This is a genomic window from Gilliamella sp. LMG 34361, assembly GCF_984569075.1.
Window position 1 is genome coordinate 2,042,876 of the sequence record NZ_OZ474903.1, and the last position, 21,098, is coordinate 2,063,973.

At 32.1% G+C, this 21,098-nt stretch carries 25 protein-coding genes; 6 read left to right on the forward strand and 19 right to left on the reverse strand.

The features are described 5' to 3' along the window. The first annotated feature begins 415 nt into the window (after positions 1-415). Both AC5LXI_RS09810 and AC5LXI_RS09815 read left to right on the forward strand, forming a co-directional pair. A complete protein-coding gene (locus AC5LXI_RS09810) occupies positions 416-550 on the forward strand; it encodes a hypothetical protein (protein WP_493442149.1) in 135 nt (44 codons plus the stop codon). Positions 551-984: 434 nt separating this feature from the next. Next, positions 985-1,146 carry an NAD(P)H-dependent oxidoreductase gene (locus tag AC5LXI_RS09815; RefSeq protein WP_493444287.1) on the forward strand — a complete coding sequence of 54 codons (162 nt, stop codon included), beginning with the start codon at positions 985-987 and terminating at the stop codon, positions 1,144-1,146. A 316-nt stretch (positions 1,147-1,462) separates the two neighbouring features. Here AC5LXI_RS09815 and AC5LXI_RS09820 read toward each other — a convergent pair whose 3' ends face one another. Next, positions 1,463-1,813 carry a nitrous oxide-stimulated promoter family protein gene (locus AC5LXI_RS09820; RefSeq protein ID WP_493442150.1) on the reverse strand — a complete coding sequence of 117 codons (351 nt, stop codon included), beginning with the start codon at positions 1,811-1,813 and terminating at the stop codon, positions 1,463-1,465. Between the two features lie 68 nt (positions 1,814-1,881). Between AC5LXI_RS09820 and AC5LXI_RS09825 the strand changes: the two genes are divergently transcribed. Further along, positions 1,882-2,712: a shikimate 5-dehydrogenase gene (locus tag AC5LXI_RS09825; RefSeq protein WP_493442151.1), complete on the forward strand. Its 831-nt coding sequence runs from the start codon at positions 1,882-1,884 to the stop codon at positions 2,710-2,712. A 224-nt stretch (positions 2,713-2,936) separates the two neighbouring features. Here AC5LXI_RS09825 and AC5LXI_RS09830 read toward each other — a convergent pair whose 3' ends face one another. The 6 genes from AC5LXI_RS09830 to coaE form a co-directional block, all read right to left on the reverse strand. Next, a complete protein-coding gene (locus AC5LXI_RS09830; protein WP_493442152.1) occupies positions 2,937-3,893 on the reverse strand; it encodes a carbohydrate kinase family protein in 957 nt (318 codons plus the stop codon). A gap of 452 nt (positions 3,894-4,345) precedes the next feature. Beyond that, positions 4,346-6,109, reverse strand: a complete 1,764-nt coding sequence (gene ycaO / locus AC5LXI_RS09835) for a 30S ribosomal protein S12 methylthiotransferase accessory factor YcaO (RefSeq protein WP_493442153.1) — start codon at positions 6,107-6,109, stop codon at positions 4,346-4,348. 33 nt (positions 6,110-6,142) lie between these two features. After that, entirely contained in the window at positions 6,143-7,168 is a 1,026-nt protein-coding gene (gene tsaD, locus AC5LXI_RS09840) for a tRNA (adenosine(37)-N6)-threonylcarbamoyltransferase complex transferase subunit TsaD (RefSeq protein WP_493442154.1), read from the reverse strand. A gap of 2 nt (positions 7,169-7,170) precedes the next feature. After that, positions 7,171-7,383, reverse strand: a complete 213-nt coding sequence (gene yacG / locus AC5LXI_RS09845; protein WP_493442155.1) for a DNA gyrase inhibitor YacG — start codon at positions 7,381-7,383, stop codon at positions 7,171-7,173. Positions 7,384-7,407: 24 nt separating this feature from the next. Further along, the gene (locus AC5LXI_RS09850) at positions 7,408-8,145 is read right to left on the reverse strand and encodes a cell division protein ZapD (protein ID WP_493442156.1); all 738 of its coding nucleotides are present in this window, start codon (positions 8,143-8,145) and stop codon (positions 7,408-7,410) included. Next, a complete protein-coding gene (coaE, locus tag AC5LXI_RS09855; RefSeq protein WP_493442157.1) occupies positions 8,142-8,744 on the reverse strand; it encodes a dephospho-CoA kinase in 603 nt (200 codons plus the stop codon). Before coaE ends, AC5LXI_RS09850 begins: the two co-directional genes overlap by 4 nt. Before the next feature lie 319 nt (positions 8,745-9,063). Between coaE and lexA the strand changes: the two genes are divergently transcribed. Both lexA and AC5LXI_RS09865 read left to right on the forward strand, forming a co-directional pair. Next, positions 9,064-9,690: a transcriptional repressor LexA gene (gene lexA, locus AC5LXI_RS09860; protein WP_493442158.1), complete on the forward strand. Its 627-nt coding sequence runs from the start codon at positions 9,064-9,066 to the stop codon at positions 9,688-9,690. 51 nt (positions 9,691-9,741) lie between these two features. Beyond that, positions 9,742-10,119: a hypothetical protein gene (locus tag AC5LXI_RS09865; protein ID WP_493442159.1), complete on the forward strand. Its 378-nt coding sequence runs from the start codon at positions 9,742-9,744 to the stop codon at positions 10,117-10,119. Positions 10,120-10,195: 76 nt separating this feature from the next. Here the strand turns inward: AC5LXI_RS09865 and hisM are convergent, their stop codons facing one another. The 3 genes from hisM to AC5LXI_RS09880 are packed head-to-tail and all read right to left on the reverse strand — an operon-like array spanning position 10,196 to position 12,397. Then, entirely contained in the window at positions 10,196-10,915 is a 720-nt protein-coding gene (hisM, locus tag AC5LXI_RS09870) for a histidine ABC transporter permease HisM (protein WP_493442160.1), read from the reverse strand. A gap of 12 nt (positions 10,916-10,927) precedes the next feature. Further along, complete coding sequence (locus AC5LXI_RS09875; protein WP_493442161.1) at positions 10,928-11,605, reverse strand: ABC transporter permease; 678 nt, start codon at positions 11,603-11,605, stop codon at positions 10,928-10,930. A 3-nt stretch (positions 11,606-11,608) separates the two neighbouring features. Then, the gene (locus AC5LXI_RS09880; RefSeq protein ID WP_493442162.1) at positions 11,609-12,397 is read right to left on the reverse strand and encodes a lysine/arginine/ornithine ABC transporter substrate-binding protein; all 789 of its coding nucleotides are present in this window, start codon (positions 12,395-12,397) and stop codon (positions 11,609-11,611) included. Between the two features lie 260 nt (positions 12,398-12,657). Here AC5LXI_RS09880 and yccS point away from each other — a divergent pair, with 260 nt between their 5' ends. Further along, positions 12,658-14,805: a YccS family putative transporter gene (gene yccS, locus AC5LXI_RS09885; protein ID WP_493442163.1), complete on the forward strand. Its 2,148-nt coding sequence runs from the start codon at positions 12,658-12,660 to the stop codon at positions 14,803-14,805. Between the two features lie 72 nt (positions 14,806-14,877). Here the strand turns inward: yccS and AC5LXI_RS09890 are convergent, their stop codons facing one another. From AC5LXI_RS09890 to AC5LXI_RS09930, 9 genes are all read right to left on the reverse strand, one after another. Beyond that, entirely contained in the window at positions 14,878-15,027 is a 150-nt protein-coding gene (locus AC5LXI_RS09890; protein ID WP_493442164.1) for a hypothetical protein, read from the reverse strand. 290 nt (positions 15,028-15,317) lie between these two features. Then, positions 15,318-16,193 carry a hypothetical protein gene (locus tag AC5LXI_RS09895; RefSeq protein WP_493442165.1) on the reverse strand — a complete coding sequence of 292 codons (876 nt, stop codon included), beginning with the start codon at positions 16,191-16,193 and terminating at the stop codon, positions 15,318-15,320. Positions 16,194-16,885: 692 nt separating this feature from the next. Further along, positions 16,886-17,482, reverse strand: coding sequence for a hypothetical protein (locus tag AC5LXI_RS09900; protein WP_493442166.1), 597 nt, complete (start codon positions 17,480-17,482; stop codon positions 16,886-16,888). Between the two features lie 44 nt (positions 17,483-17,526). Beyond that, on the reverse strand, positions 17,527-17,943 hold the full coding sequence (locus AC5LXI_RS09905) for a hypothetical protein (protein ID WP_493442167.1): 417 nt from the start codon (positions 17,941-17,943) through the stop codon (positions 17,527-17,529). Positions 17,944-17,946: 3 nt separating this feature from the next. Continuing rightward, positions 17,947-18,099 (reverse strand): hypothetical protein, encoded by a 153-nt coding sequence (locus AC5LXI_RS09910; RefSeq protein WP_493442168.1) that lies wholly within the window; start codon positions 18,097-18,099, stop codon positions 17,947-17,949. 5 nt (positions 18,100-18,104) lie between these two features. After that, positions 18,105-18,473, reverse strand: coding sequence for a hypothetical protein (locus tag AC5LXI_RS09915; protein WP_493442169.1), 369 nt, complete (start codon positions 18,471-18,473; stop codon positions 18,105-18,107). A gap of 43 nt (positions 18,474-18,516) precedes the next feature. Next, on the reverse strand, positions 18,517-19,614 hold the full coding sequence (locus tag AC5LXI_RS09920) for a hypothetical protein (protein ID WP_493442170.1): 1,098 nt from the start codon (positions 19,612-19,614) through the stop codon (positions 18,517-18,519). A gap of 120 nt (positions 19,615-19,734) precedes the next feature. Continuing rightward, positions 19,735-20,292, reverse strand: coding sequence for a hypothetical protein (locus AC5LXI_RS09925; RefSeq protein WP_493442171.1), 558 nt, complete (start codon positions 20,290-20,292; stop codon positions 19,735-19,737). A 22-nt stretch (positions 20,293-20,314) separates the two neighbouring features. Then, positions 20,315-21,076, reverse strand: coding sequence for a hypothetical protein (locus AC5LXI_RS09930; protein WP_493442172.1), 762 nt, complete (start codon positions 21,074-21,076; stop codon positions 20,315-20,317). Positions 21,077-21,098: the final 22 nt, after the last annotated feature.

The window sequence follows — 21,098 nt, forward strand, 5'->3', positions numbered from 1 at the left end:
CTACACGGCATAAAACTTGGTAAAATAAAGTTTTCTGAATCCATCAATTTTCTAAACTGCCTACACGGCATAAAACAGCATAAGACATACTATAAACATTGTTGAGCAAAAGACAAAGAGCAATTTTCGTTTAAAAAACCCTTTTTTTATCCCATTTGCAATATTATGATTTTTAATGATTTAATTCTTGATCCCAAAAAAGGGGTAATAATGGTTAGATATTGCAGCTCAAAAACCGCGTTCTCACATTTTTTTGATGTTAAAAAGTGCCTTCCTCAAGATATAATATCCATAAAAATTTTTCCAATCTTTCATAAACCAATAAAACTTGTTTAAAGATCATCGTTTGATATGAAGAATAAAGATAAAATGACCAAATTTCAGTTTTATGATTGTTAAATAGAACTTAGATTATATGATTGCTACTCTGACTGAACAGTTTGCGGCGATGCAATATACAGCCACAGTAAAACCATTTGGTTATTTTACGGCGGTCAAAATGGGTCAAGGTTTTATGCTTTATATTAGCCATCATGAGATGTCCTATTAGCAGGTGAATTCTCATACTTCATTGATAGGTGGTATTGCTGAAGCTTATGAAGTTTTGGCATTCTGTTCTAAAATAAGTAGATGCCTACAGATTCAAATGATCACCGCCGATTAAATTAATCAAACCTCGACAGATGTAATAGCAAAAAAGCTGGTTGCTGTTATTTGATTGATATCACAATAATTTAGATTTAATTTGTAAATTAAAGCCAAAATAAATCTTCAAAAATCATTAAGTTGATCTGGAATAGAAGGTAGAATATGAAGTGTCAATAAATATGCTGATAAAACATCATACAAGAAAACTTAGTTATCGCGCCATACTTCTACCTTTAAAAATCTAATTTTATCGAATTTTTACATCATATAGCCGAAAGATTACACGGTATTATCATACGTAATTTAGAATGTCATTATGGCTTCAATACCTAGGCAATTAATGTCAATGAAGAAAATTATTTAATGCAAACACACGATCGTATCGTTTTTATATTTCCGACACATTGGTTTAACATCACCCTAAGGCTAAAGGCTTATTTAAATGGGGTTGGTATGGGGATGCCAGATATACGGAAAGGTAAAAAATATCAGTTATAACCACTGCCGCTCAATACAGTAAAATCTATAGTAAAAATGAACGACTGTTTGTAGAATTTTCAGATATCTATCTGCCAATGAAAACCACCGCCTTGTACTATGATATGACTTATTTACCTACATTAGTTTACCAAATGGTGAAACCCAAAGAATTATCAAACTATCAACAACATTTTATAAAACGATTAAGTTAATAAACAGTGAATGATTAAGTAGCAACATTGTGCTTTTTTAAAATAATGCTAAATAAAATATTAAATTAGTTGTTAATTGAAAAGTTTGGGTTTAAAAACCTCTTTTCTCAACTTTTTTATCTTTAGAAAAATGTTATTTTAAATCGCTTTAAAATCGTCTTTAAATTTTTGTTAAGATGTTTAATGGCCATTATTGGATGGTAAATCATCATTCTTGGGCCGCTATAGCGCATCACTTCTTTAATTCGTTGTTTATAGTCTTTTCGGTAGCAATGTTTTGGACAGAGTTCGCAGGTGGTTTTATATTCACCGAATCGGCAAATGGTTAAGCGTTGCATGGCGTATTGTAATAGATCATTACATTCATCACAGAGCTGGTTTTTATGGTGTTTTTGGTGACAAAAGAGCTGTATCATTACCTTTACTGTGGCTTTTTCTTGAGTTATTTTAGGGCCAGTGTTGTTTACAACCATAATCAAATATACATCGGTCAAAAAAATGTTAGAATAGTAAATTAATATGATCACAAGGATTTTGGTTAATGGCAAGAATTATCAATAAAGATACTATCGTTTGTATGTCTCTATCTGCAAGACCAAGTAATTTTGGTACTCGCTTTCATAATTTTTTATATGAAAAATTAGATTTAAATTATCTTTATAAAGCATTTACCACCAATAATTTAAAAGATGCGATTTATGGTATTAGAGCATTGTCGATTCGTGGTTGTGCAATTTCAATGCCTTATAAACAAGCTTGTATTGAATTTATTGATGAATTGGATGTTTCCGTACAATCCATTCAAGCAGTCAATACCATTGTTAATACTAACCATTATTTAAAAGCCTACAACACTGATTATATTGCTGTTGAGAAACTAATTAAGGCCAATCATATTGATAATAATACACCATTTGTTTTAAAAGGTAGTGGAGGTATGGCAAATGCGGTGATTGGCGCTTTTTATGATGCCGGTTTTAAACAGGGGATTGTTTGTGCACGAAATCAGCATAAAGGCGAAGCTCTAGCTGATCGTTATCATTATAAATGGGTTAAAGATGAATCAACTATCACCCCAGAACAAGCAAGATTAATTATAAACGTTACTCCCATTGGCATGCAAGGCGGAGTTGAGGCCGATCAGCTATCGTTCGGTGAAACACTAATTAACCAAGCAGATATCGTATTTGATGTAGTCGCCCTACCGGTTGAAACACCGCTGATAAAATATGCCAAAAAATTAAATAAAACCATCATTTCCGGTGCGGATGTTGCAGTGTTACAAGCAGTTGAACAGTTTGTTTTATACACTGGCATAACCCCTAGTGATGAACTAATCAAACAAGCAGGTGAATTTGCTAGACAAGGTTAATCCAAACTATAAATACCTAATTTACAAAAGGGTTATCACGAACGCTTTTTGATCGCGCGTCGTTTTATCATTAAAGATTAAAACGCTCTAATGAACTTAAAATACGTTTAATCCTAAAAAACTAGGAAAACAATTTTTTATTCAAAAAAAGTTGAGGAACGGGGTTTTTGGCGTTTTAAATCACTAAATTAAGAACGATTTACGCTATTAATTCCTTTTTTTAATTAAAAATACGGCGTAAAATTCTTAGTAACTGTTTTACTCGCCCGATTAATATCAACCAAGTTTGGCATTGCGCTTCGTCCTCTTTTTTGCTTATTTGCAGCACAAACCGATAAGTTAGCAAACAATAAGGTCTTCTCTAATGGCCAACCATAACTAATCCCATAAGCAAACGCACCTTGAAAAATATCATTTTCGGTCATCTTATCAACCGATTGGCTTTTAAAACTTGGAATAATAACGGCTTGCTGATGATCAAGAAATGCACTACCTTTTTCGTCCAAACGAATAATGATCTTACCGCTAGTTAAACTGCGTAATTTTTTGAGTGCGCTTTTAATCTCTTCTTTATGATTAAAGGATTTTAATTTCAAAAATGCACAAGCAAATTGTTCTGTCACAATCAAATAATCGGCATGTTGAACTAGATAAAGGCTCGAATCAGACAAATTATCCATGCTCATAATCACCTTTGTTTTAGGTAAATGGTCGATGATATATTCACTTAATTCAGCCTCATATCCATCCACTAAAATAACAATATCGTGTTTATAGCCACTGAGAGTTTGTATAAAGTGATTTAATTTATTTTTTTCAGCCTCGGTTAGCTTTGGCGGAGTGGTTAATCGGTGGGATATCACCGTCTGCGATCCGGTTTGCTTATCAATAGTGATAGCCTCTAATGGTGTGACCATTTTTTCAGAAAAGATAAACTGCCCGGTATTCACTCCAGCATCGGTAAGTTCACAAACAATCTGATTACCATAAGGATCGTTGTTTAAATGACTAATGTGATAAATAGTCTCTCCCCAAAGTGCAAGCAAATAGGCTGTATTAGCACACGAACCTCCTCCACTACGGACAATATTATCGGATGCAATAGGATCGTTTTGCTCCAAGTCAGTTGAAGTAAAACAGATTAAATCTAAACAAGCAAAACCTACGGTAAGAATTGTCATCATTTAGCCTCAATAAATAAATTAATTTAAAAAAACTAAAAATTGAAAATGAATAGCTATTTTTGACTTAACTTTGTTCTACTTGATTTAATTAATTATATTAGCGATGAAAATAGTAGAGAAAAATGGAAAGCAATAAGTAAACCTAGCTTATTGCTTTAAATTAAAAAACGATGCCTCAAAGGGCTTTATTATGCTTAAAACAATCTATAATTAGACGAACTAACTATAGAATAATCCAACTAAGGATTGGATTTATACTAAGTGAAATAGTTAAGTTTGGTAAGCACAAAATTAAAATTATGTGACAGATGTCCCAAATATAATCTTTTTATCACTAAATATCAAATCAAAATCAGCGTCAAATCATCAGTAATAACCATTTTAGCTTATTACTGATGATGAAAATCACGACTTAATACGATGATTTACTTTAACAAAAAACAACCTTTTTACATGGTTTGTTGTAATTTATAATAGACCGCTAAAAGTTTTTGATGCATAACAAATTGATCGATTGGATTTTTGCCATCATGCTCTGGGCTAATTAAATCAGTAAGACCAAAAAATTGTTTTTTGGCGGTGGCATATTGCCACATTTCGTCAACACAGTTTTTTCCGTACATTTTATTAAACGCCTGTTGGTAATTGCGATATTGGTTCTCCCCGCGTTCAATAATAAAATCAACTAAGGTTTGTAAACAACGATAGGCGTGATTGCGTTCGCTAGTAAAGATGGACTCATTCATCTCTACCGTCCAATCGATCCACAATTTTGCTTGCGGTAAATCACCGGCGGCTAACGCTAACATGGCTTTTAATTCACCAATTCTCAGGGTTAACCAAGCATTATCTTTACCCGTTGCAATACCTAACAATTCACGAACTCGAGCAAAATCGTCTAAACCTTCATCATCGAATTGTTCAATAACCGCCAGCAACTCTTTTGCAGTGCGTTTTTGATGAGGAAGGGTTAAGATTAGTTCGCGTAAATGAATTGCCATATTATTGTTGGCAATTAATAGATCTTCAGGCGGATAGATTTCTGACATACCGACCGCTAAAATGCGACACGCATAAACCCCAAGATGTTGGTAATCCATGATTAGAACTTCAGTCTGATGACGATCAAAAATAGCCATTAAGTTAGCAAACTCTTGTTCTGTCGTGCCCGAAAAATCCCAATCTACAAATTCATAATCTGATTTTTCATTAAACAAATCCCACGAAATTAGACCACTTGAATCAATAAAATGGGTTTCTAAATTACTCAAATCCGCCACATCATCATTATCAAAACTTGGCGGCGAAAATACGTTAAGATCTTTAAGACTTCGACCTTGTAACAGTTCGGTAACTGTTCGTTCGAGAGCCACGCCAAAGTTAGGATGTGCACCGAACGAGGCATAACAAGTACCATTTTGTGGATTAAATAACACGACACAAATAACAGGAAATTCACCGCTTAAAGATGCATCAAAACAGTAAATAGGAAAACCTTCTTTTTCAAGCGCATCAATTGCCGCTAACACAGTGGGATAGCGATTGAGTACTTGGTTAGGAATAGATGGCAAACTGGTTGCTTCGGCAATAATTTTATTTTTAGTATAACGCTCGAATATTTCAGACAAACCTTGTACTCGCGCTTCGTTTGCCGTGTTTCCAGCTGACATTCCGTTAGAAGCATATAAATTAGCAATTAAGTTAACAGGCACATAAATAGTTTTACCATCGGATTGTTGCACAAATGGTAGTGCACAAATTCCACGTTTGCCATTACTTGATTGTAAATCGATTAAATCGGTTGCAGTTAATTCGTGATCCGGATCGTAAAACTTCATTAACTTTGGCGATAATAGCCCTTTTGGTAAGCTGTTATCTTGCGGTATGGCAAACCATTTTTCAGATGGATAATGAACAAATTCACCATTGGCAGCTTTGTCACCTAAATAAAAATCGGAGAAAAAGTAATTGGTTGAAAGTCGTTCAAAATACTCGCCCAGCGCTGACGCTAGTGCCGCTTTTTTACTGGCTCCTTTACCATTAGCAAAACAAAGTGGACATTTAGTATTTTGAATGTGTACTGACCACACATTAGGTACAGGATTGAGCCACGAAGCTTCTTTAACGGCTAAATCGAATTTGTCTAATTGTTGTTGAAAATAGTTAATTGAATCTTCAAGTGCAGCATCTTTACCGGGAATAAATGTTTTCATTTAAAAAAACCTTTTTAATATAACTTAAATAATTTACTTATTATTGATATTAAGTTCACTTAATGGCCATCTTGGTTTAACTTCAATTGCCAGTTCAGCAAATTGCGATGCTTTAAGATGGATCATACCTGCATAAGCAATCATCGCACCATTATCAGTACAAAATTCCAATCGAGGATAATAAACTTGGCCTTTGCGGTCAGTCATCAGTTTGGCAAGCTTGTTACGTAAGGTTTTATTGGCGCTAACACCACCTGCAATAACTAAGCGATTAAAACCGGTTTGATCTAACGCACGACGAGATTTAATTAACAAAGTATCAACTAATGCATCTTCAAAAGCCCTTGCGATATCAGCTTTGGTTTGCTCATCAAGATCTTGTTCTTGCTGATGAATAGTATTTGCAGCAGCCGTTTTAAGGCCAGAAAAACTAAAATCTAAACCAGGCCTATCCGTCATTGGTCTTGGAAAATGAAAACGTGATGCAGCACCTTGTTCCGCGAGTTTTGACAATTTTGCTCCGCCAGGATAATCCAAGCCTAATAATTTTGCTGTCTTATCAAACGCTTCACCTGCAGCATCATCAATTGATTCGCCAAGTAAGGCATATTCACCAACATCAGTGACTTTAATTAATTGAGTATGACCACCTGACACCAATAAAGCTACAAATGGAAACTCAGGGGGATTATCTTCCAACATAGGAGCCAATAAATGGCCTTCCATATGGTGCACCGCAACCGCAGGAACATTCCAAGCATAAGCTAATGAACGCCCAACAGACGCCCCGACCATCAAGGCTCCAATTAACCCAGGTCCTGCTGTATAAGCCACGCCATCAATATCATTTGCCGTTAAATTCGCTTGTTTAAGTGCGGCCTTAATTAACGGCACAGTTTTACGAATATGATCGCGGGACGCCAGCTCAGGGACGACGCCACCATAATCAGCATGTAATTTAATTTGTGAATAGAGTTGATTAGCGATTAGACCTTGCTTATCATCATAAATAGCAACACCAGTCTCATCGCACGAGGTTTCAATACCTAAAATCTTCATTATTAATGTTTACTCATCAGATCAGAAATTTCGTCCTCACTCCAAAGATCTTGTTCAGTAAGTTCTTTATCAGCAATACGATGTTCTTCTGTTGCCCAATCACCTAAATCTATTAATTGACAACGTTTGCTACAAAATGGACGATATGGACTTTTTTCAGACCATTGAACCTCTTTTTGGCAGGTAGGGCATTTTACAACAGTATTTTTATTCATTAAACGCTCTTAAATTTTATTTGACTAACAACATGCAAGTTCAAATTCGATTTCATCAAAATTGCTATTATTGTCAGTATAAAGGGGTAAAAAACGAATATTATAACGAGATATATGACCAGAAACTTGAGGATATACATTTTTATCCAAAGCAACACGAATTCGAATCAAACTCACATCACCATTTGTTTCTTGGAAAAAGTTATTGGTACAAGCATAGCTATTAAATTCCCCTAATTGGCGAATAAACTGCAAACAAGTTTTTAAAGGTTCATCAAGCAAAGCAATATGTTGAAACCATTTATCAATCTGAATATCACGCTTTTCTTGCGATTGATTTAGCCATAAATGAAAAGAGGGCAAATCAAAACTACAACAACCTCCGGGGATCATTAAACGCTGACGAATTGTCGTAATAAAACGGTCATCTTTCAAAGCTTGACCTATGCGTAAACTTGAATTATATTTTATTAAAAAAAGATCATATTTTTCAAGCATGCCCTCAAGTAACTCTTTATCTACACCATCAAGCTCTATCCAAGATAAAATTTTTTGTTTTTGGCCTTCGATCTCTTTTATCAAATCGCCTTTAACATCATTACGCTCGAGGATTTCGAGTAATTCAGATAATGCATGAAAAAACAGTAAAGCATTTTTTTGTGTAAAATGACGATGCAAATGTAATTGCATAAGTAAGAACTCAATGCGTAACCAAGTACGCATTCTTTCATTCAATGGGTGTTCAAAAATTATTTTATTCATAGCTTTTTAACTTTTAAGTTATGTAGGTACTGCTTATGCAAGCAATCTACTTGAACTGTTAATGACGCTAAATCACCATCATTTATGATAATATCATCTGCAAAAGCCAAACGTTCGCTTAAAGAGGCCTGAGATGCGATCATTCTTTTTGCTAATGACTCATTAATTCCATCTCGATTTATCAAACGTTTTAATTGTAACGCTACCGAAACATCAATCATCAAAACACGATCAGCCTGTAAATGATTTTCGATTAATAAAGGCACTACCCAAATCACATAAGGAGCGGTCTGCTGGGCAAACTGTTTTTGTGTCTCTTGCGCAATAATTGGATGCAGTAAATTATTTAACCACAATCGTTCATGATCGTTATTGAAAATGATCTCTCTTAATTGACTACGATCTAACTCACCATTTTCTAACAAGATTTCTTGACTAAAATGTTTAACAATTTGCGCCAAAGCAGGAGTACCTACTTCAACCACTTGGCGGGCAATAATATCAGCATCAATAATTGGCACGCCTAATTGAGCAAATAGATGGGCAATAGTACTTTTGCCACTTGCAATACCACCACTAAGTGCAACAATATAAGACATAAAATCAAATTCCAACTAAATGACTATTTAGTAAAATTATACCATAGAACCGCACAACAAAATATAGAGCAATCTACCCCTAAAATAAATTTAACAATTCCCGAAAAAAGTTAATATTATAAATTTTAGTATTTTTTTATATAATTGCTCGAAATTTATTTTTATGAAAAAATGTTATCTCACTTGTGCGATTAAGCACGAGAATATCACTTTTTTGAGATTTTTATCATCTAATATCAAAAAATTAGATAAAACAGTTGTTTTGTTTGTATGGCTGTATATAATTACATATGTTTGTGTATAAAAACAGGAATAGACCATGAGACCTTTAACCGAACGTCAACAACAAATTTATAATTTAATTAAAAAAATCATTCAAACCACAGGAATGCCACCTACTCGGGCTGAAATTGCACAAAAATTAGGATTTCGATCTGCTAATGCCGCCGAAGAACATTTGAAAGCGTTAGCTAAAAAAGGGGCTATTGAAATGATTGCCGGATCATCGCGAGGAATTCGTTTATTACTTGAACAGCCAGAAGAAACATCCGAATTTGAAGGCATCCCACTTATTGGTAAAGTTGCTGCTGGCTCACCAATTTTGGCACAAGAACATATTGAAACTCATTATCAAATGTCACCAACATTATTTAAACCACATGCAGATTTCTTATTAAGAGTACAAGGCATGTCAATGAAGGATATTGGTATCTTAGATGGTGATCTACTGGCCGTACACAAAACCCAAAATGTAAAAAATGGCCAAGTAGTAGTTGCGCGCATTGATGATGAAGTGACTGTTAAACGATTATCACAAAAAGGTCGACATGTAAAACTTGTTGCTGAAAACCCTGAATTTGCGCCCATTGATATCGATTTAGAACAACAAAATTTTGCTATTGAAGGTATTGCAGTTGGTATTATTCGTAATGGTTCGTGGATGTAATCTTAAAGATAGTATAAAATAACCACTAATTGTTGATTAGGAGATAACAATATGTGGTTATTTTGGTTATATGAATTTTTAGGATTTCTCGGTGTTATATTATTAGTCTTCGTCTACTGCCGTATTCGTAAACAGGGTTTTTGGTCTTTTTTATGGCACAACTTAAAATGGATTTCTATTAGCATTGCTAGCGTTTGGCTATTAATTGCAATTATTTGTCGAAACGACTTATACAGCGCAGCAAAATGTTACTTCCGCGGTGAAAGTATGCACGCTAATACCAAATATTCTATCTTTTGGAGCGAGTGCCAAATCGAAACTTCTAATGGCAATTACTTACCAATTGACCGTACTCGAGCGCTACCTGGAGCGAAAGATCATGATAGTCATGATGGTGGCGTTCCCGTTGATGATTTAATCATCAACTGATTAGTATTAAAATGAAAAATAGACAATGTAACATTATTGTCTATTTTTTATTCAATTTGTTCTAATTAGCTTTTAATTAGGTAGCATTTGCTTCATTAACTCGGATGTAAGCTAAGCAACGTTTTTCAAGTTGTTTAAACCCCAAAATCAAAACAAAACTCACACACAAATAGATCATCGCCGCAATCCCGAAAGCATGAAAAGGTTGATAAGTTTCGGAATAAATATCACGCGCAACCTTCATTACATCTTGAACCGTCACCGTAAATGCTAACGCCGTAGAATGCAGCATAAAAATCACTTCATTACTATAAGCAGGCAACGCAATTCGAAAAGCTCTTGGCAAAATAATATAGCGATATAGTTGCCAACGATTAAAACCAAGTGCGCTAGCAGCCTCTATTTCACCACTTGGCACATTACGGATCGCTCCCGCAAAAACTTCAGTAGTATAAGCACAAGTATTGAGCGTAAAAGCTAAAATAGTACAATTTAATCCGCTTTGAAAAAAATTACTTAAATACTGATGTTCATTACTCAACAAAGTATAGATACCGGTATAAATAATCAATAACTGCACATACAGTGGTGTTCCCCGAAAAATATAAGTAAATAAGCAAATCGGCCACTTAATATAAATTTGGTTTGCATTGCGCCCAACTGCCAAAACTAATGCTAAAATTCCACCTAGTGACACTGACAGAATCAAGATCCAAAGTGTCATTGCCAGCCCAGTAATATGATAACCATCTGTCCATAACAATGCTTTCCAATAATCTTGAATAATTTCTAACATAATAAGGCTCAATTATAATTTTGTTTTAGTGATCGAATAATGCTTCTCAAGCCACCATAAAACCACATTTGATATAGAGGTAAAAAAAAGATAAAACGCACCAGCTAACAGTGCAAAAAACAGCGGTTGATAAGTCGCCTCACCAGCCGTTTTGGTTGCTTTAACCAGATCGAACAATCCTAATAAAGATACCAGAGCCGTAGCTTTTAAAATTACTAACCAGTTATTAGCCACGCCAGGAAGCGCAAAACGCATCATCAACGGAAATCGCACATAGATAAAAACTTGGTGTTTACTTAAGCCTAATGCAGTGGCGGCATCGATTAGCGTTTTGGGAACAGATTGAAAAGCACCGCGAAAGGTTTCGGTGAAATAGGCCCCATAAATAAAACCTAAGGTAATAATGCCAGCTACAAACGGATCGATTTCGATCATATCCACATCAAAAAAATCAGTAATACTATTTAACAAAAACTGCAAACCAAAAAAGATCAGCATCATCAAAACCAAATCAGGCACACCGCGAATAAATGAGGTATAAACCTGACAAAACAGTTGCAAAATTGGTTTTCGCGATAATTTGCCAAGAGCACAAATTACTCCTAAAATCATGGCAAGAACTAGTGAACTGATCGCCAACTCAATTGTGACCAGTGCACCTTTTAATATTAATGAACTATAACCTTGCATGACCTATTTTTTATTGCTATAAACGTTGAAATCAAAATATTTATCATTGATTTTTTTATAGGTACCGTCATTTAAAATTTCGATAAGAGCTTTATTGAACGCTTCGCGTAACTCATCATCCTTTTTACGGAATCCTAACCCAACGCCAACATCAAAATAACCTTTATCGTTAAGTATATCACCTGCAAATGCAAAACCTTTACCTTGTGGTTGTTTTAAAAAAGCATAACTACCAGTGACTTCATCTTGCAATGCTGCATCTAAGCGCCCTGCCACTAAATCGGAAAACACTTCTAGCTGATTTTGATATGGCACAATCACAACGCCATTTGGGCGCCATTTATCATTAACAAAATGTTCTTGCGAAGTTCCTTGCTCAACACCAACACGCTTACCTTTCAATGATTCAACAGTAGGTAATAATCCAGACCCCTCTTTAGCGATTAAGCGGGAGTTAGTGATAAAAATCTCGTCCGAAAAAGCAATTTGCTTTTTACGTTTTTCTGTCATCATTAATGAAGACGAAATCATATCGATTTTACGAGACAACAAAGAAGGAATCAGCGCATCAAAATCAGTAGTTTGAAATTCACACTTAATCTTAGCCTTTTCACAAAGTGCTTTCGTGATTTCAATATTAAAGCCCGTAATTTCACCATTTTTATCAATAAAATCAAATGGTGCATAAGAAGTATCCGAACCAATTTTAATCGACTCTGGCATTTTAGCCTGACTTGCCCAAGCACAACTCAACAACATAACAACCGTTGCAACTTTAATTAATCTCTTCATGTTTTAATCCCGTGATAATTTTCTAACGCATAATATAGCGTGTTCTTAACCAAATTTATAATAAAAAAAATTATCAATGTAAGGAAGATAATTTAGTGATGATTATAATTAACGATTTTAAAAACAGAATTATTAAACTTCAAAAACCCCATTCTTCACTATTTAGAAAGTGTTTTATATTATTGAATTTACTTTCGTTAATCATGACAATATAGTATGCTTTGCATTATTATGTTAACTCACTTCAAACACTAGAAAACGTGCATTCTTTTATCTTATCCTTACGCAAAGTTTTTTACAGCAGTAATTTGCTATTTAGTATTCGTATGCTAGTTAGTTTAACTGGCTCTACGCTTGTACCATGGTATTTTGGCTCGATTTCATTGGTGATACCTCTTACTTTAGGTGTAGTTGCTGCAGGATTAACCGAGATTGATACTCGATTATTAAGTCGCTGTATTAATATTTTGCTTACCTTAGTTTGTTTTGCGATTGCGACGTTCTCAGTCGAGTTGCTATTTGATTTCCCAATACTGTTTATTGTTGGACTGGTGAGTTCGACATTTATGTTTATTATGCTTGGTTCACTTGGGCAACGTTACGGCGTGATTGCTTTTGGTTCGTTACTGATTGCAGCTTATACCATGCTAGGACACAATCTGTTTGATGATAACTATACCCTGCCTTGTTTTTTGCTATTGGGTGCGCTTTGGTATAACCTTGTTTCGTTAATTGAGTCGATAATGCAACCAATTCGCACAACTCAACAAACGTTAACGAATTGTTTTCTAAAATTATCACTTTATCTTGATGCCAAAGCGGCCATGTTTGATCCTGATGAGACAGATGACTTTAAACGACAAACTCTTGAGCTTGCAGAATGCAACACTCAAGTGATTAATGTGTTTAACAGTGCCAAACGCTCACTGTTTAATCGTTTGAAGGGGTTTCGTGGACAAGCTTATATCAGAAAGATGTTAAGTTATTATTTTGTTGCTCAGGATATTCATGAGCGAGCAAGCTCGTCTCATGGTGATTATCAGGCGCTCAGTGAACATTTTAAGCATAGTGATCTGTTATTTCGTTTTGCGCGAATTTTAAATTTACAAGCTAAAGCCTGTGCCAAGTTAGCGGTGTCGATTAAATTAAATCAAACTTATCATCATAACCCGTTATTTGCTCGTTATTTTACTTATCTGGAAGAAGCAATAGCTCAGTACCAACGGCACTCTTATGCCAATTTGTTGTTAATTAAATCGCTACAAAATCTACATCAAAATTTGCTCGCCATTGATTTGTTGTTAGCCAATATTGATACTGAACAACATCTGTCTAAAACGCAAAAAGATAATCAATTAATCGATGAACAGCTAACTGGCCTCAATGATATATTTGCAAGACTTAAGCAAAATTTGACGCTTAAATCGTCACTATTTCGCCATGCTATTCGTATGAGTATAGTGTTGTTTATTGGATATATGATAATTTTCTTTTCCAATCTTTCACATGGTTATTGGATTATTCTAACCAGCCTATTTGTGTGCCAACCAAACTATTCAACCACCAAATATCGTTTAAAATTGCGAGTAATTGGTACTATATTAGGCATAATTGCTGGTATTCCTTTAACTTATTTGCTCCCAAGTATCGAAGCGCAATTAGTATTAATTATTATAACTGGTTGGTTATTTTTCCTGTTTAAAAACTCACAATATGCTTATGCCACTGCTTTTATTACCTTATTAGTATTTTTCAGTTTTAGTTTGATCGGTGAAAGTAGTATCTCCGTTGCCAATTCACGAATTATAGCTACCTTAATTGGCTGTTTTATTGCTTGGTTTGCTGTAAGTTTTATTTGGCCTGATTGGAAATTTAGAAATTTAACAAAACTACTCGATAGCGTTTGTTACGAAGGAAGCCACTATTTAGCAGTTATCGGTAGTCAATATGTCTCAGGAAAAACTAATGATCCCAAATACCGCGTTGCTCGGCGAGCAGCACATGATAGTAATGCCGATTTATCATCCTTAATCAGCTTAATGAGCAAAGAGCCACATGTTAAACAAGGCATGATTGAACAGGGTTTTAGATTATTAACCCTTAATCACACCTTGATTAGTTATTTATCCACTTTAGGGGCACATCGAGATAAACGTATTTCTCCACATACTCTGGAACTTTTTGATGATGTTTCAGTTTATATAATTACTATGTTAAGTGACCAAAAAATCAATTCTGAATATCAACCTTTGAAAAAGGTGGTTGCCAATTATATTGAATCAATATCAATCAATGATGATCAAAGCAATAATGATCTATTAGTCTTACAACAGTTGGCCTTAATCTTAGATATTTTGCCAGAAATAATTTCTCTTATTGGTGTATTGAATAATAAAACCGCTCAATAGGATTGTTTTAAATACCTTTAATAAAGACAACATTATATTTTTATCAAACAATTTAATAATGTGACAAATAATTTAAGGGATGTTAACTTTGTATTCGGCAAATTTTATGACCATATCTTGTCGCCAATCATCGTCGAAAATAAATTGAAAATCATACAAATTTGTTTTTAACTGGTGAAAATTCGCTGCTATCGTACCGGCAAATTGTTTAATTGTGCTCATATTTTCTATCTATATAATTAAAATACTCATATAAAAACTTAAATTTACCCTTTTATATTTATTATGAAATTATAATCAAAACCATAAATAGGATTAACTGTAGCTACTAAATAATAAACATAATGGTGCAAGATAATATGAATATTTCATAAATTATTCCTTAATCCTTAATTCTTAATCCTTTCCTTAATTTTTGAAAAGTAGCGTTTAAAAATCACAACTTTTTCTCGGTAATCATCTAATTTATTTGTCATTTTTATAATTCCATACTTCCAAATCCAACTTTCAGATTAGTGAGCGAGTTGTTTTTCAATATTGGTTATTTCTTGTTTATAATTTTGAATTAAACAAAACATAACCTTAGATAAATAAGGATCGGTCTTTCTCCTATTACCAGAAACTGGAGGTGGTAATTCTAAACAACTTGAAGCCATTTTTTTCTGTAATTTTAAATAAGATTTTTTTATTGTATTATTCTTTTTATTCAATAAGTTAATTTTTTGTTTTAATCTATTATTGTAATGGTTATAAACATCTATATAGCAATGATGATATTCATCTTTATTATAATTATCTTCACATGACTTAAGTTTTTGGGGATCGATTTTTGTAATCGGTTGATTCGAAATAACGTTAAATTGATTTGGATAAATAATTTGATACAGTTCCCCATCTTTAACATTGACTAGCATATCTTGAAGTACAAACTTCATTTTTTGATTATCAATTTTATAATGCTTCCATAACATTGGAAAAATACCCTCTTCTGTCTCTATCAAATATAATGTATATACTTCTCCCTCTGGTGATATAAAATAGCGTTGAAAACCAACCGCAAAGTTAAAAAGATAAATATAATTGTCAGCTAAAAAAATCTGATCTTTTACAATATTATTTTTAACTATTGATAGGAATATATTACCACCATAAATAGTAGCACCGGATTCAATATTATTATCTTGATTATCTTTAAACATACCTAAAGTCAGTTGAAAACCTTTTCCGTTATAGAGAATTACTGGCTTTTTATAAATAAATTTATATAATCCTCTAAAATCAAATTTGAGATTATTTAAAGGGCAAAGCTTCCGTATTTTTTCTTGTTTTGAGTCACTTAATTGCAAATAATTTGGAAGATAAGTACAATCTTTTTCTAATTTATTCATATCGATTTTTCTAAAAAATGGGGCGCCACGATACTTGTCTTCTATTTGATAGTGCTGACTGTAACAGTAAGTGCTAAATAATAAACATAATGATGCTAGATAATGTAAGTATTTCATCTGTTAACCGTTAATCCTTTCCTTATTTTTGCAAAAGTAGCGTTTAAAAATCATAACTTTTTCTCTGTAATAATCTAACTTACTGGCTAAAATATGATTTAATAAAACACTACTATAAAATTTCCTATTTTTATATTAGTACGATCTAGATTCTAATAATTTAAAATGTCCTGTAGTATCGATTTTATAATGCCTCCATTTTGTAACATGATGAATTGAATCATCCCCATAAAAATTCAATAACCAAACATTTTTGAATTCGTTATCAATATAGTCATACTGCAAGAGAGCGGCTGATTGTAAAATATTTTCCTTATAAATGGGTAAACGGTCTATTAGTTTATTATTCTTGTCAATATTCAAAAATATTTCGTATTCAAATTCTTTTATTTGATTTTTAGTAAAATAGAATTTATCTTTATTTTTTCAAAATTATATTCTTTTTCGTCTTCTAATTTGTTTATAACACTAGCAAAATTTATATGTAATTCTGTTAATGGACATTTGTTATAACTGTTATACTCATAAGTACCATCAGCAGGAAAATCACACTCTTTATTTATTTTAGGGGATAGTTACTTTATTTTTCCATTTTTATCAATGTAATAATAAGTTACTTTAGTTTGTTCCGATAATAATCTATCATTTTCTTCTATATCTAAGCATATTTCATTTTCAATAATTTCAAAATTTCTATTTTTATATAAACGAATTCTTTTATTAATTGAACATTCTGCTAAAGCCCCATCGACAACAATCATTTTGTCTATAAAATTATAATTTTTATCAAAAATCTGCATTTCGATTGTAAATAAATTTAAATATGAATCTTGATAATCTGGATCTAAATATGCAAAGAGCAAAATTTTTAAATTTTTATCCAGATGTATTTCTTTAAAAAATTTAGCTTCACCTGTATAACGCTTTCTATGATCAACCATACTATTCAATGGGGTATTGGGTTGAAAAAGTGAATTTAATGAATTATTTTCATCATAAACAACATGATTATCATTGAAAAAGTTTTTTAACGTGTATTCAGGGGATGAGACCTTTGACGAATATTCTTTAAACTCATAAAGAATTTTATTATTAAATTTATCTTGTGCATTAACTTGAAAGACTAATAAAATTACCACCGAAAAAATACAAAATTGTCTAATCTTGCTCATATTTTATACCTATATAATTAAAATACTCATATAAAAACTTATATTTAATTTCTTATATTTACTATTAAATCATGATTAAAACCACAAATAAGTAAATGATGGTGGTGCGCATATCCACCTTTACCCTCTTTGTGCATATGTTTGGTATAATTCAATAATGTATTTGATTTCTTTTTATAAGTAAAATATTCAGAATACATTAACGAAGTTCTTGCCCAACCAAATTTATATAATGCGTCATTAAATTCATTCTGTTTTTCAAAATCGAAATGTGAATCAGTTAAAAGTGTCGGTTCTCCTAGTTTGTAAATTGATAAATATCTCAAATAATCTTTTTCTAATTTATTCATATTGATTTTTCTAAAAAATGGGGCGCCACGATATTTATCCTCTATTTGATAGTGCTGACTGTAGGTGCTAATTAATAAATATAATGATGCTAGATAATATGAATATTTCATAAATTATTCCTTAATCTCTTCAATTTTGGTTAGTGAAAAGTCAGCATGAAAATGATGATCGTGTAAAGTACCACCATCAATAACATTTTCTAATTTCCTAAACTCAGCAAAATGGTTATGTTGACCAACTCGAATTTGCTTAAAAAATAACAGCATTGCTTTTAAAAAAGCGAGGTCATCTTTATATTGTTGAGAGGTAGGTGGGGGTAGTGATCTGTATATATATAAGATTTATATTTGAAATCAATGCTCATACCATTAATATGTAAAATACTTGGAAAACAACTCCCCCATTGAAATGCACTCCCTATGGTAGTAATGCTTTTATTATAAACCGCAATACTACCTAACATTGCAGCAAATAACCCAGGATTAGCATAACGACGTTTAGAATCTTTAAAATCATATTTGATATTAAAATTGTCAAATTGTTTATCTAAAGAATCGGGCATTTTAATTAATTCAGCATCATCGGTGGTTAATCTAAATAATCGCCAAAGGTTTTCAAGGTAACCAAAGTTAGATTGCAAAATCTAGATTTTTATAAATTCTGTAGTTCTCAATGATTAAATTTTATTTACATCCCCAACTTGTTGGAGAATCACTACTAGGGCTATCATATTTATAATTGCATTCTATAGATTCAATTAATTTAAAATGTTTATTTTCATCAATTTTATAGTGCTTCCAATAATCGACTTGATTGGTTTCAAAATATGTTCCTTTTTTTGTTAGGAGCGCATTTTCGGAACTAACTACGTCTAACAAAAACAGATTTTCTAGCTTTTCGTCAATATAATAATATTTGCTAGTTATTTCTGACTCATTTGAATTAAAGCCATAAATTATTAGGCTATCTATAATTTCACCTTTTTTTTCAATTAATAAATCTATACCATATGAATAAATTTCTTTATGGATATCTCTTAGAGTTATATTGTATTCATAATCATTTTTTCTATAGAGATTAATTTTACCATCTTCCATTTTTTCTAAAATACGACTATAAAAACTGGATAATTCTTCTACATTACATTCTCCATATTTTAAAGATTTATCTTCATCTGCAAAAAAATTACAGTTTTTATTTATCTGATTGATAATACTTTTATCCTTAATCATTGGATGTCCAAATAAACTGAGCGGGCGATGACGTCCTTTATATTCACTTGACAACTGCTTTTTATCAGCTTGTTTTGAAAAAAATATTAAATACCCCTCGTTTGTTATGTTCACTAAATAATCATCAAATTTAATTAATTTGTTAAAAATTTCTGAACATGATTTATTCGATTCAGAAAAGTTAATAACATCTATTTTTTCCTTCAATGGTATGCTTTCTTTGATGAAAAGATTTTTATATAAAGTGTTATTTTGACTTGATCCCCAATAATTTTTTGAACTAGTCGAATGAATAGAATATTCTGATAAACATTGATTATTAATTTTTAAATGACTATCTGTCAGCTCTATTATCATATCGGCAAACTGTTCAATTATATCTTCTCTCTTCTGCAATAATTTATCTCTAGTTTCATCTGTCTCACCATAAACAGTACTTTTTGAAACTTTATAAAAATACCATGTTTCGGGTGGTTCGGTTGCATAGGCGTAGCTTATTAACAGAGTTGACACAATAGTAATTTTTAAAATGATTTTTTTTAATTTCATAATTATTTTTTATTGTTAATAATCAATTATGTATATTTTGATAATTAAACTTAATTTATATGTATTTTTTCCATTATGCTTTGCATGTAAAGTAAAAATAGAATAGAGTTAATTATTAACTTATTTATTAGCTAACTCAAATTTTCCTGTTTCGGGATTGATTTTATATTTAATCCAACTTCCAGTTGTTGTGGATTCTAAATCATAAATAAAATACAATGTCCATAAATTATAATCTTCTAGATAGTACAGTTTTTCTACCGCCAAACTATCATTTGGATTATTTTTGTATTCATAACATATTATAGAGTCCACTTTTTTATTATTTTTATATGAAATTAATTCGATAGTTATTAAAAATTCGTTTTGAGTTTTTTCTTTTTTTAATTTTAATTCAATATTATTTTTAAGGTTCGATATAGTTATTTCATCATTGTTTAGGTCACGAAATTGCTGATAATAACTTTTTTTTATCTTCGAAAGAGTACATGTGTTATCATCTTCACAAGTTCTATTTACAGATTGTACAAATTGTTTACTTGATATTAATTTTTCTCCAGTAAACGAATTGGTTATTATAGTTTCATTACCTTTAGTCTTTGCCTCTACTATTTTAATATTACATTCAGCAAATACTGTTATTAATAGAATGATTGGGATATAAATAAAATTTTTCATATTTTTATTTCCTTTATAGAATCTAGTTTAAATTCTGAATGTGTAGATGAGTATTATGCAGTTCACCATCTTTTTCTTTTCTTGCATTATCAAATTTTTTCTTATCTTTTCCTGTTATTTGTTCATTAAAATTAAATTTATGCATGGCATTAATAAATTTTTGTTCATCTTTATCATTTAAATAAAGAGTATCAACGCTTTTTCCATTTACATGTTCAGAACTAGGAAAACAAGACCCTTCTACAAAACAACTACCAGTAGTTGTTAACTGCAAACCTGTTTCTGCTAAAACACAAATAAAACCGGCTAAAGCACTTGGTCCTGTATAACGTCTTTTCGTATTAGAAAAACTATACCTAACCTTAACATTACCTTTATTGTAATTGATTTCATCTGGCATCCTAACTATTTCGACATTTTTATTCAATGCTGTATATCGTCGCCAAATCAAGTCTTTTTCTGGATGCTTACCATATTCTGCAATATCTCCATTTTTAAATTTTACTCTTTTTTGGGTATTTCCTTCATTTAAATTTTCTTTATATTCAATAATATTTGGATCTTTTCTATTCGGCGCGCTTACTGTTACACCATTTGCTTTTTCCTTAGTAGTATGCCAATCACAAATACATATTTCATGTTCATTAGCGTTTTCATCATGATAAACATACTTATATTTTTGCTCGTAACCTTGCGATATTTCCTGTGGTATGTGTTTTTCAATTTTTCCATCGTGGTAAATATGATATGTCACTATACCTGAGTTTATCAATTCACCCAACATTGATACTGGATGAATAAACCAT